The sequence below is a fragment of the Streptomyces sp. 549 genome, from assembly GCF_030124175.1.
Classification (GTDB): Bacteria; Actinomycetota; Actinomycetes; order Streptomycetales; family Streptomycetaceae; genus Streptomyces.
In genome coordinates this window covers 1-12,143 of the sequence record NZ_JASKMT010000016.1, presented here as the reverse complement: position 1 = coordinate 12,143, position 12,143 = coordinate 1, and the positions used below count along the sequence as shown (strand labels likewise).

Genomic DNA, 12,143 nt, shown 5'->3' with positions numbered 1-12,143 from the left:
TCACCGCCGCGCCCGAGATGCTCGCGGCCACCACCTCCACCGCTGAGGCCGTCCAGTTCTACGTACTGGGCACCTTCGCGGTCGCCGGCGCGCTCGGCACGGTCCTGCTGCGGCGCGCGGTGCACTCCGCGCTCTGCCTGGCCGGGACGATGGTGATGCTGGCGATCTTCTACATCGCCAACGGCGCCTACTTCCTGGGCATCGTGCAGATCGTCGTCTACACCGGCGCCGTGATGATGCTGTTCCTGTTCGTGCTGATGCTGGTCGGTGTCAGCGCCGCGGACTCCCTCAAGGAGACGCTGAAGGGGCAGCGCTGGCTGGCCGTCACCTGTGCGCTCGGCCTGGCGATCCTGCTCATCGCCGGCATCGGCCAGGCCTCGCTGGGCACCTTCACCGGAGTCGAGGAGGCCAACGCCGCGTTCGGCGGCAACGTCCCCGGCATCGCCGAGAAGCTGTTCACCGAGTACGTCGTGGCGTTCGAGATCACCGGCGTGCTGCTCACCGTCGCCGCCGTCGGCGCGACGATGCTCACGCACCGCGAGCGCATCGACAAGCCCAGGTCGCAGCGCGAGCAGGCCGAGGCGCGGGTGCGCAGCGGCAAGCAGCTCCCGCCGCTGCCCGCGCCCGGCGTCTACGCCCGGCACAACGGCGTCAACCAGCCCGGCCTGCTGCCCGACGGCACGCCGTCCGAGCTGACCGTCAACCCGACACTGCGTGAACGCGACCAGGTGCGGGACATCGGGGCCGAGGAACTGGCCCGGCTCGCCGCGATCGAGCAGCGCACCGCCGAGTACCACGGGCAGTCGCCCGCCGAGGAGGCCGGCAAGTGAACCCGGTGAACTATCTGTACCTGGCCGCGCTGCTGTTCACCATCGGCGCCTCCGGGGTGCTGATCCGGCGGAACGCCATCGTGGTGTTCATGAGCATCGAACTGATGCTGAACGCGGCCAACCTGACGCTGGTCGCCTTCTCCCGCATGCACGGCAACCTCGACGGCCAGGTCATGGCGTTCTTCGTCATGGTCGTCGCCGCCGCCGAGGTCGTGGTGGGACTGGCGATCATCGTGATGCTCTACCGCTCCCGCCACTCGGCCTCGGTCGACGACGCCAGCCTGATGAAGCTGTAAGGGGTACGAACCAGTGGAGTCATTGATCGGACTGCTCGTCGCGGCGCCGCTGCTCGGCGCGGCCGTCCTGCTGTGCGGCGGGCGAAGGCTGGACGGGGTCGGGCACTGGCTCGGCACCGCCCTGGCCGGTGCGTCCTTCGTCCTCGCCGCCGTCCTCTTCGCGGGCATGCTCGGTCGCAGCGGCGACGACCGCGCCCTGCACCAGCACCTGTTCAGCTGGGTGCCGGTGGCCGACTTCCAGGCGGACGTCGCCTTCCAGCTGGACCAGCTGTCCATGACGTTCGTGCTGCTGATCACCGGTGTGGGCACGCTGATCCACATCTACTCGATCGGCTACATGGAGCACGACGAGCGGCGCCGCCGCTTCTTCGGCTACCTCAACCTGTTCCTGTCGGCGATGCTGCTGCTCGTCCTCGCCGACAACTACCTGCTGCTGTACGTCGGCTGGGAGGGCGTCGGCCTGGCGTCGTTCCTGCTGATCGGCTTCTGGCAGCACAAGCCGAGCGCCGCCGCCGCGGCGAAGAAGGCGTTCCTGGTCAACCGGGTCGGTGACATGGGGCTGGCCATCGCCATCTTCCTGATGTTCACCACCTTCGGCACCTTCGCCTTCACCCCGGTCCTGGGCAGCGCCACCGAGGCCTCGCAGGGCACGCTGACCGCGATCGGCCTGATGCTGCTGCTCGCCGCCTGCGGCAAGTCCGCGCAGGTGCCGCTGCAGTCCTGGCTGGGCGACGCGATGGAGGGCCCGACCCCGGTCTCCGCCCTGATCCACGCGGCGACCATGGTCACCGCCGGCGTGTACCTCATCACCCGGTCCGGCGCGATCTTCAACGCCGCCCCGGACGCGCAGACGGCGGTGGTCGTCGTCGGCGCGGTCACGCTGATCTTCGGTGCGATCGTCGGTTGCGCCAAGGACGACATCAAGAAGGCCCTCGCGGGTTCGACGATGTCGCAGATCGGCTACATGGTCCTCGCCGCCGGGCTCGGCCCGATCGGCTACGCCTTCGCCATCATGCACCTGGTCACGCACGGCTTCTTCAAGGCCGGGCTGTTCCTCGGTGCCGGCTCGGTCATGCACGGCATGAACGACGAGGTGGACATGCGCCGGTACGGCGGGCTGCGGAAGTACATGCCCGTCACCTTCGTCACCTTCGGCCTGGGCTACCTCGCCATCATCGGTTTCCCCGGCCTGTCCGGCTTCTTCTCCAAGGACGCCATCATCGAGGCGGCCTTCGCCAAGGGCGGCACCCAGGGCTGGATCCTGGGCGCGGTCACGCTCCTCGGCGCGGCGCTCACCGCGTACTACATGACGCGCGTGATGATCCTGACGTTCTTCGGCGAGAAGCGCTGGCAGCCCGACGCCGAGGGCCGCGAGCCGCACCCGCACGAGTCGCCGAGGTCCATGACGATCCCCATGGTGGTCCTGGCGTTCGGCTCGGTCTTCGCCGGCGGCCTGTTCAAGCTGAACGACGCCTTCGTCAACTGGCTGGAGCCGGTCACCGCGTACGAGCACGGCCACCCGCCGCTCAGCGTCCCGGTGATCACCGCTCTGACGGTCGTCGTGCTGCTGATCGGCGTCGGCGTCGCCTGGGCCCAGTACGGGCGCAGTCCCGTGCCGGCGGTCGCCCCCCGCGGCAGCGTGCTCACCCGCGCGGCCCGGCGCGACCTGCTCCAGGACGACTTCAACCACGTCGTGCTGGTCCGCGGCGGCGAGCACCTGACCCGCAGCCTCGTCTACGTCGACCACAAGCTCGTCGACGGGGTCGTCAACGGTACCGCCGCCGGCTTCGGCGGCCTGTCCGGCCGGCTGCGACGCGTCCAGAACGGCTTCGCCCGCAGTTACGCGGTCTCGATGTTCGGCGGTGCGGCGCTCCTGATCGCTGCCACCCTGCTGATGAGGGCGGTCTGATTCATGTCCACAACATTTCCCCTGCTGACGGCGACCGCGGTGCTGCCGGCACTCGGCGCGGTCGCCACCGCGGCGGTGCCCGCCGCCAGGCGGGAGGCCGCCAAGTGGCTGGCGCTGCTGGTGTCGCTTGGCACACTGGTGCTGGCCGCGGTGGTGCTGATCCGCTTCGATCCCGGCGGTGCCCGCTACCAGCTCACCGAGTCCCACGCCTGGATCGCCGACTTCGGCGTGCGCTACGAACTGGGCGCCGACGGCATCGGCGTGGCGATGATCGCGCTGACCGCGCTGCTCGTCCCGTTCGTGATCGCGGCCGGCTGGAACGACGCGGACGCCGACATCGAGGACTCCGACGCCGCGAAGCAGCGGCGGTGGCGGCCCACCCAGGGCTTCTTCGCGCTGATCCTGATGGTCGAGGCGATGGTGCTCATCTCCTTCGCCGCGACCGACGTCTTCCTCTTCTACATCTTCTTCGAAGCCATGCTCATCCCGATGTACTTCCTCATCGGCGGCTTCGGCGACCGCGCCCACTCGGGCGGCGAGGAGGACGGCGCCAAGCAGCGCAGCTACGCCGCGGTGAAGTTCCTGCTCTACAACCTGGCCGGCGGCCTGGTCATGCTGGCCGCGGTCATCGGCCTCTACGTCGTCACCGCCGACCAGCTCGGCGAGGGCACGTTCTCCCTCCAGCAGATCACCGAGGCCCGCGCGGCCGGTGAGCTGACCATGGGCACCAACATCGAGCGGCTGCTCTTCCTCGGCTTCTTCCTCGCGTTCGCGATCAAGGCGCCGCTGTGGCCGCTGCACACCTGGCTGCCCAACGCGATGGGGGAGTCCACCGCGCCGGTCGCGGTCCTCATCACCGCGGTCGTCGACAAGGTCGGCACCTTCGCGATGCTGCGGTTCTGCCTCGGCCTGTTCCCCGAGGCCAGCGCCTGGGCGACGCCGGTGGTGATCACGCTGGCGCTGGTGAGCATCATCTACGGCGCGCTGCTGGCCGTCGGCCAGCGCGACATCAAGCGGCTGATCGCGTACGCGTCCATCTCCCACTTCGGCTTCATCGTGCTGGGCGTCTTCGCGATGACCAGCCAGGGCCAGACCGGCGCGACGCTGTACATGGTCTTCCACGGCCTCTCCACCGCGGTGCTGATGCTCGTCGCCGGGTTCCTCATCTCCCGGCGCGGCTCGCGGCTCATCGCCGACTACGGCGGGGTGCAGAAGGTGGCGCCGGTCCTGGCGGGCACCTTCCTCGTCGGCGGCCTCGCCACCCTGTCGCTGCCCGGACTCGCGCCGTTCATCAGCGAGTTCCTCGTCCTGGTCGGCACGTTCAGCCGCTACCCGGTGGCCGGAATCGTGGCCACCGCCGGCATCGTGCTGGCCGCCCTGTACGTGCTGCTGCTGTACCAGCGGACCATGACCGGTCCGGTGGAGAAGCCGGAGATCGCCGGGATGCCCGACCTGCGGGCCCGTGAGCTGGCCGTGGTCGCGCCGCTGATCGCCCTGCTGATCCTCCTCGGGGTCTTCCCGAAGCCGCTGACCGAGATCGTCAACCCGGCGGTTGAGCACACCCTGTCGGATGTGCAGAAGACCGACCCCGAGCCAGAGGTGGAGGCGGCGAAGTGAGTGCCCCGACGAGCACCGAACAGATCGCGGCGTCCGTCCACAGTCTGTGGACGACGGCGGCCCCCGAGGGCGGCACACCCTCGATCGAGTACCTCCAGATGTCCCCGGCCATCATCGTGCTCAGCGTCGCCGTGATCGGCATCCTGGTGGAGGCGTTCGCCCCGCGCCGGGTCCGCTACCCCGCACAGGTGGGGCTGGCCGCACTGGCCCTGGCCGGCGGCTTCGCCGCGGTCGTCGGCCTCGCCGCCGGCGGCCACGCCACGGACAAGGCGGCCGTGGTGGGCCTGGGGTCCATCGCGGTGGACGGCCCGGCGCTGTTCCTCCAGGGCATCATCCTGCTGGTGGCACTCGCCTCCGTCTTCACCTTCGCCGAACGCAAGCTGGAACCCGTCGCGCACGGCGCCCGGGTGGACTCCTTCGCCGCCCAGCCCGCGTCCGTGCCCGGCGGTGAGGGCGAGCAGGCCGCGACGAAGGCCGGCTGGACGACCACCGAGATCTTCCCGCTGCTGCTGTTCGCGGTCGGCGGCATGATGATCTTCCCCGCCGCCAACGACCTGCTGACGCTGTTCATCGCGCTGGAGGTCTTCTCGCTGCCGCTGTACCTGCTGTGCGCGCTGGCCCGCCGGCGCCGCCTGCTGTCGCAGGAGGCAGCGGTCAAGTACTTCCTGCTCGGCGCGTTCTCCTCGGCGTTCCTCATCTTCGGCATCGCGCTGCTCTACGGCTACGCCGGGACCGTCGACTACGCCGGCATCGCCCAGGTCGTCGACGGCACCGTCTCCAGCCCCAACCCGGCGCTCGCCGCCGCCATGGGCAACGACGCGCTGCTGCTGATCGGCGCCGCCATGATCCTCATGGGGCTGCTGTTCAAGGTCGGCGCCGTGCCCTTCCACATGTGGACGCCCGACGTCTACCAGGGCGCCCCCACCCCCGTCACCGGCTTCATGGCCGCCGCCACCAAGGTCGCCGCCTTCGGCGCCCTGCTGCGGCTGCTGTACGTCGTCCTGCCGGGACTGCGCTGGGACTGGCGGCCGATCATGTGGGGCGTCGCCATCGCGTCCATGCTGCTCGGCGCGATCATCGCCATCACTCAGACCGACGTGAAGCGGCTGCTCGCCTACTCCTCCATCGCGCACGCCGGCTTCATCCTCGCCGGTGTCATCGCCACCACCCCGGCGGGCATCTCCTCGGTGCTCTTCTACCTGCTGGCGTACTCCTTCGTGACGCTCGGCGCGTTCGCCGTCGTCACGCTGGTCCGCGACTCCGGCGGCGAGGCGACGCACCTGTCGAAGTGGGCCGGACTGGGACGCAGGTCGCCCCTGGTGGCGGCGGTCTTCGCGGTCTTCCTGCTCGCCTTCGCCGGCATCCCGCTCACCTCGGGCTTCGTCGGCAAGTTCGCGGTCTTCAAGGCCGCCGCCGAGGGCGGCGCGGGCGCGCTGGTCGTCGTCGGTGTCATCGCCTCGGCCATCGCCGCGTTCTTCTACGTGCGGGTCATCGTGCTGATGTTCTTCAGCGAGCCGCGCGCGGACGGGCCGACGGTCGCCATCCCCAGCAGCTTCACCGCCGTCACCATCGGCGTCGGCGTGGTCGTCACGCTGGTGCTCGGCGTCGCCCCGCAGTACTTCCTCGACCTGGCCTCCCAGGCGGGGGTCTTCGTCCGCTGACACCGGCACCTCGAACGACAGGGCCGGGACCTCCCTCGCGGGGGACGTCCCGGCCCTGTCGCCTGTGCGCTCAGCCCTGGGGGACCAGGTCCTCCAGGCCGCCGAGGTCGGTCGGCACGTCCTTCGGAGTGTCGGCCACCTTCACGAAGGAGTCGGTGTCTCCGCCGTTCCAGGTGACCTTCATGTTTTTGCCCTCAAGGCTGTCGACCGTCCCGTTGGTGCGCTCCTCGCCGCTTCCGCCGGGGCACTTCAGCGTGAACGACGGCTTGGCCGCGTCGGTCACCCGTCCCGTGCACGCGGTGTTGTCCCGCAGCAGCGTGGCGCCGTCGCCCAGCACGGTGAGGACCACGTCCTTGCCGTCCACCGTGGTGTTCCAGATGCCCTGCACCGAACCCGGCTGCGCGGCGGCCTCGCCCGCGCTCTGCTCGGCCGACGGCTTCCCGTCCTTCGCGGCGTCGTCGTCGCTGCCGCCCCCGCAACCGCTCGTGAGCAGCACGGCCGCCGTGACGGCGACCGCCCCCGTGTAACGCGCTGACGTGCGCACGTGCTTCTCCTACCTTCGTCGGTCAGATGGCGGTCAAGCTAGCAGGCGATGCGCCCTGACACCTCTCCCAGGCCGACCCGGGTCCCGTCGGGCCCCGGCGCCCAGGCCGTCAGCACGACCTCGTCGCCGTCCTCCAGGAACGTCCGCTTGCCGTCGGGCAGTTCGACCGCGTCCCGGCCCGACCAGGTCAGCTCCAGCAGGCAGCCCCGCTGGTGCGGCTCCGGGCCGCTGACCGTTCCGGACGCGAAGAGATCACCCGTTCGCAGGGACGCGCCGTTGACGGTCATGTGCGCCAGCTGCTGCGCCGCCGTCCAGTACATCGCGGAGAACGGCGGCTCGGCGATGGTGTGGCCGTTGAGGGTGACCGTGATGCGCAGGTCGAACCCGCCCGGCTCGGCACCGGAGTCGTCCAGGTAGTCCAGCAGCTCGTGGGTGCGCTCCGGCGGCGCGGTCCGCGCTGCGTCCAGCGCCTCCAGCGGCGTCACCCACGCCGAGACCGAGGTCGCGAACGACTTGCCCAGGAACGGGCCCAGTGGCACGTACTCCCACGCCTGGACGTCCCGCGCCGACCAGTCGTTGAGCAGGCAGACACCGAAGACGTGCTCGCGGAACGCCCCCTGCGGCACCGGCTCGCCCAGCACCGACGGCGCACCCACCACGAAGCCCACCTCGGCCTCGATGTCCAGCCGCTGCGAGGGGCCGAACACCGCCTTCGGCGCCGCACCCGGATTCGCCGGGTCAGCCGGTGCCCGGCGCTGGCCGCTGGGCCGCCGCACCTCGGTGCCCGACACCACCACCGTGCCCGCACGGCCGTGGTAGCCGATCGGCAGGTGCTTCCAGTTCGGGGTCAGCGGCTCCCCGTCGGGGCGGAAGATCCGGCCGACGTTGGTGGCGTGGTGCTCGCTGGCGTAGAAGTCGACGTAGTCGGCGACCTCGAACGGCAGGTGCAGCGTCGCGTCGGCCAGCGGCACCATCAGCCCGCCCACCCGCTCCCGCTCGGCGGGGGAGGTGAGCCACAGCCGGGCATCGGTCCGCACCGCCGTCCACACCGCGCGGCCTGCGGCGAGCAGCGGGTTCAGCGTCGGAGCGGACAGCAGCTCCGCGTGCGGGGAGGCGAACAGCCGCGCCGCGGCCGCCAGGTCCAGCACGTGGTCGCCGTACCGGATTCCGATGCGCCGCAGGCCAGGGGTGTCGGCCGTGCTGTAGACGCCATAGGGAAGATTGTGCTGCCCGAAAAGATGGTCTTCGGGAAGAATGAGAGGGTTCGCTGCTGACATGGGGTGGTGCCCTCGCCTTCGAGGTCGTCGCCGGTCTCGGCCGCGAACAGGCTATCGAGGGACGTGCCTGACGTGATCCTCACGTGACCGGATACGCTGCCGGTAATGGTGGCAGCGACGCAGTGACCAGCTGAGTGATTGTCCGCAGACAGGAGACCTCCTCGTGACCGTCGTCGGGCCCTTGGGGCTGAGCGTGCGCGACCAGGCGCTGGAAGCCGACGTGCAAGCCGGACTGGCGGCCGTCGAAGAAGGGCTGTTCGAGGCCACCAAGAGCAGCGTCCCCTTCATCACCGAAGCCGCCCAGCACCTGGTGCGGGCCGGCGGCAAACGCTTCCGCCCGCTGCTCGCCCTGCTCGCCGCCCGGTTCGGCGACCCGCACGCCCCCGGCATCGTGCCGTCCGCGGTGGTCGTCGAGCTGACCCACCTGGCGACGCTCTACCACGACGACGTCATGGACGAGGCCGAGGTGCGCCGCGGCGTGCCCAGTGCCAACGTCAACTGGGGCAACTCCGTCGCCGTGCTCACCGGCGACTTCCTCTTCGCCCGCGCCTCGCACATCCTCGCCGACCTCGGCCCGGAGGCCGTGCGCATCCAGGCCGAGGCGTTCGAGCGGCTCGTCACCGGCCAGATCCTGGAGACCGCCGGACCGCGCGAGCGCACCGACCCGATCGACCACTACCTGGAGGTCGTCGCCGGCAAGACCGGCTCGCTGATCGCCGTCTCCGGCCGCTTCGGCTCGCTGATGGCCGGTGCGGACGAGCGCACCGTCGACGTGCTCACCCAGTACGGCGAGCGGATCGGTACCGCCTTCCAGCTCGCCGACGACGTGCTCGACATCGCCAGCGACTCCCACGAGTCCGGCAAGACCCCCGGCACCGACCTGCGCGAGGGCGTGCCCACCCTGCCCGTCCTGCACCTGCGGGCCATGGCCGAGCAGGGCGGCGCACCGGAGGACCGCGCGCTGTGCGCGCTGCTCGACGGCGACCTCACCGACGACGCCCGGCACGCCGAGGCCCTCGCCGGCCTGCGCGCCCACCCCGCCCTGGAACAGGCCCGACGGGACACCGTGCGCTTCGCCGACCAGGCCCGCGAGGTGCTGGGCCCGCTGCCCGACTGCGCCGCCAAGCAGGCCCTCGCCGAGCTGTGCGACACCGTGGTGCACCGGGCCGGCTGACCGTCCCGCAGCCGGGCGCTGCTCCGGTCTCGGCCGGGCGCTGCTCGGCCGGACGGCGGTTGCCCGGTCGAAGCCCCCGCGCTCTCGGCAACCTCCGCGCTCTCGGCAGCTCACGCTCTCGGCAACCCCCTTCACCGTGGGAACCCCTAGGGGACAGGGCGGATCTTCCGCATGCCGATGTCATCCCCCGGGATTACCCGGTTTGACCTGATGGCTGACGCCCCACAGCGTGTGGTTTGGTGTTATTGAACTACCACCCCGCACCGAGGACGGTGAAGAAGGCGGCCGGGGGTGGGCGCCGCCGACACGGAGGATGGGCAGTCATGGCAGAGACCCGAACCAGCAGCAAGGCGAAGCGCTACGTGGTCCCGGTGGCCGTGGCGGGGGTGGTGGTGGCCAGCATCGGCCTGGTGCCCGCGCTGGCGAACAACGGCGACCCGGACCTGCCGGAGATCACCGCCGAGGAGCTGATCGCCAAGATCGCGGAGTCGGACGTGCAGCAGTTCTCCGGCACCGTGCGCATCAGCACCGACCTCGGCCTTCCCGGCATGCAGAACGGCGCAACCGCGAAGCTCCTGGAGGGCATGACGGAGTCGGCGTCCCCCTCGGGCGGTGACCCGGACCCGTCCAGCCAGCTCATGCGGCTGGTGGCCGGCGAGAACACGCTGAAGATCGCCGCCGACGGTCCGGAGCGGCAGCGTGTCGTCCTCAACGAGGGCAAGGGCGAGTACCTGCTCGTCCACAACAAGGGCGAGGTCTGGGGCTACGACCGGGCTTCCAACGCCGCCTACCACGCCGAGGCGCCCGAGGGCGCGGACGCGAAGGGCCCGTCGTCGGGCGGCCTGGAGAAGGCCAACCCGGCCGAGGCCGCCCGTGAGGTGCTCGACGCGGTGGACGACACCACCGACGTCAAGGTCGACGGCACGACCCGGGTCGCCGGGCGGGACGCCTACCAGTTGGCGATCACCCCGAAGAACGCGCCGGACTCCACCGTGGAGGCCATCCGCATCGCGGTGGACGCCGACAACGGCTCGCCGCTGCGGTTCACCCTCGCCCCCAAGGGCGGCGGCAAAGCCATCGTCGAAGCCGGCTTCACCAAGGTCGACTTCACCAAGCCGGACGCCGGGACCTTCGACTTCAAGCCGCCGAAGGACGCCACGATCACCGAGGCCGAAGACCACACGGCGGCCGACCTCCCCGGCGAGGGCGACCACCAGGGTTCCGAGCACCACGAATCCGACCACCACAGTTCCGGGGCGCCCGCCGACCTCGGTCTGGCCGAGCGCGGTCTGGCGGAGCTGGGCTTCGGCGGCCTGGGGGAGGGCGGCGAGCCCGAGGTGATCGGTGAGGGCTGGAACTCGGTGCTCGCGGTCAAGGTCCCCGAGGACGCCAAGGGCGACAAGGCGGACGGCCGGGGCTCCGGCGGCGGCCGTGAGGACACCCTGCTGGACTCCTTCTCCGAGAAGGTGAAGGGCGACTTCGGCACCGGCCGCGTGTTCAGCACCCGCCTGGTCAACGTCCTGCTCACCGACGACGGCGACGTCTACGCCGGCGCGGTGACGAAGGCGGGCCTCATCAAGGTCGCCAACAACCACTGACCCAGGCCCGGTTGCCGTCACCGCACGGCGACGGCGCCGGCGCCGGAACGACGCGACCCCCGCCCATCGGGCGGGGGTTCCGTCGTTGCGTGAGCACCGGGATCGAGGCCAAGGGCTGTCCCGCAATCCCCGGCGGCCCGGCACGGCGGCCGGGGTCAAGGAATTCCGGCCGCCGGGCCACGCATGTCCGAGCGTCGCGGCGGCGGCCCTGCTCACGGACTCTTCGCCACAGAGAAACTGGCGATGCATGTTGTGTGAGTTTCAATCAATCGTGCAGATGCAGAGAGATGCGCCATGCAAGGGAACCGGTAACCTCAGATGGTCCTCAAGTATTTGGAAAACTCTGCGAGGAGTCGATAAGATCATCAACGACCAATCGAGGTGTGCTCTGACCAGGTGCATCTCTGACAACTGAAATCATGGGGGAATCTGTGCGCTACTTCACACGCGAATCTGTGGTGTCCGTGCTCGCTTCGGCGGTCGCGCTGAGCGGTGCTCTGGCAACTCCGGCAGTTGCGTCGGACTCTGAGCGCGAGGCCGAGAAGGCCGGTGCGATTGTCGAGCGAGCTACGGGAACCGCGGACATCGCAGAATCCTCGAAGGCTGTGGGCCAGGCGGCTGCGAGGGCGAGCATCGACACGGGTGACGGTCATGTGGTTGTGACCGCTGCGCACAGGCTGCGCATCAGTTCTCCTTCGACCTGAAGCTTCCCGAACACGCTGTCCTCCGGCCTACCGAGGAAGGGGGGTACTCGATGGACCGGAACGTGGGGGACGGAGTGCACCTCACGGTAGGCGCGATCGAGGCGCCATGGGCCAGGGATGCCGACGGTCGGCCGGTCGAGACCAGTTACGAACTCCAGGGTGAGAAGCTCGTCCAGACCGTCGTTCCTGACGCTGAAACCAATTTCCCCGTCGTGGCGGATCCTAAATTCACTTGGGGCATTGTCACGGGTACCGCATATTTCAACAAGAAGGAAACCAAGGCGGTCGCTCAGAACGGTGCTCTGGTTGCAATGGGATCGTGGGCGCTGCCTCCGGGCCTGAATGCCTACGTTTCGTCGCACGCCGCAGCCATAACCGTGACCGCGAACAAGGCGCACTCCGCCAAGCGGTGCCTGAGTATAAAGTTCGCCGCTGGCATCTTTCAGCCGCGGGACTACAAGGGTGGTTACTGAGCGTTTCCGATCTACGCTCTGGGGAGTGAAGATCGTTTCTGCATGACCGCGAGGATGGCG

Annotated in this window: 10 protein-coding genes; 8 read left to right on the top strand and 2 right to left on the bottom strand. The window is 69.9% G+C overall.

What is annotated here, in order from left to right; genetic code table 11:
* The first annotated feature begins 17 nt into the window (after positions 1-17).
* The 5 genes from QNO07_RS18010 to nuoN are packed head-to-tail and all read left to right on the top strand — an operon-like array spanning position 18 to position 6,313.
* Positions 18-830, top strand: coding sequence for an NADH-quinone oxidoreductase subunit J (locus tag QNO07_RS18010; protein WP_283993277.1), 813 nt, complete (start codon positions 18-20; stop codon positions 828-830).
* Positions 827-1,126 carry an NADH-quinone oxidoreductase subunit NuoK gene (gene nuoK / locus QNO07_RS18005; protein WP_283993150.1) on the top strand — a complete coding sequence of 100 codons (300 nt, stop codon included), beginning with the start codon at positions 827-829 and terminating at the stop codon, positions 1,124-1,126. The genes QNO07_RS18010 and nuoK overlap by 4 nt, the downstream gene beginning before the upstream one ends.
* Before the next feature lie 13 nt (positions 1,127-1,139).
* Positions 1,140-3,035, top strand: coding sequence for an NADH-quinone oxidoreductase subunit L (gene nuoL / locus QNO07_RS18000; RefSeq protein ID WP_283993149.1), 1,896 nt, complete (start codon positions 1,140-1,142; stop codon positions 3,033-3,035).
* Between the two features lie 3 nt (positions 3,036-3,038).
* Positions 3,039-4,652, top strand: a complete 1,614-nt coding sequence (locus QNO07_RS17995) for an NADH-quinone oxidoreductase subunit M (RefSeq protein WP_283993148.1) — start codon at positions 3,039-3,041, stop codon at positions 4,650-4,652.
* On the top strand, positions 4,649-6,313 hold the full coding sequence (gene nuoN, locus QNO07_RS17990) for an NADH-quinone oxidoreductase subunit NuoN (protein ID WP_283993147.1): 1,665 nt from the start codon (positions 4,649-4,651) through the stop codon (positions 6,311-6,313). Before QNO07_RS17995 ends, nuoN begins: the two co-directional genes overlap by 4 nt.
* Before the next feature lie 70 nt (positions 6,314-6,383).
* Here the strand turns inward: nuoN and QNO07_RS17985 are convergent, their stop codons facing one another.
* Both QNO07_RS17985 and fahA read right to left on the bottom strand, forming a co-directional pair.
* Positions 6,384-6,857 carry a hypothetical protein gene (locus QNO07_RS17985; protein WP_283993146.1) on the bottom strand — a complete coding sequence of 158 codons (474 nt, stop codon included), beginning with the start codon at positions 6,855-6,857 and terminating at the stop codon, positions 6,384-6,386.
* Positions 6,858-6,895: 38 nt separating this feature from the next.
* Entirely contained in the window at positions 6,896-8,134 is a 1,239-nt protein-coding gene (gene fahA / locus QNO07_RS17980; protein WP_283993145.1) for a fumarylacetoacetase, read from the bottom strand.
* Positions 8,135-8,297: 163 nt separating this feature from the next.
* Here fahA and QNO07_RS17975 point away from each other — a divergent pair, with 163 nt between their 5' ends.
* The 3 genes from QNO07_RS17975 to QNO07_RS17965 all read left to right on the top strand — a co-directional run bounded on the left by QNO07_RS17975 (position 8,298) and on the right by QNO07_RS17965 (position 12,083).
* Positions 8,298-9,308 (top strand): polyprenyl synthetase family protein, encoded by a 1,011-nt coding sequence (locus QNO07_RS17975; protein WP_283993144.1) that lies wholly within the window; start codon positions 8,298-8,300, stop codon positions 9,306-9,308.
* Positions 9,309-9,631: 323 nt separating this feature from the next.
* The gene (locus QNO07_RS17970) at positions 9,632-10,906 is read left to right on the top strand and encodes a LolA family protein (RefSeq protein WP_283993143.1); all 1,275 of its coding nucleotides are present in this window, start codon (positions 9,632-9,634) and stop codon (positions 10,904-10,906) included.
* 754 nt (positions 10,907-11,660) lie between these two features.
* Positions 11,661-12,083 (top strand): hypothetical protein, encoded by a 423-nt coding sequence (locus tag QNO07_RS17965; RefSeq protein WP_283993142.1) that lies wholly within the window; start codon positions 11,661-11,663, stop codon positions 12,081-12,083.
* The last annotated feature ends 60 nt before the right edge of the window (positions 12,084-12,143 follow it).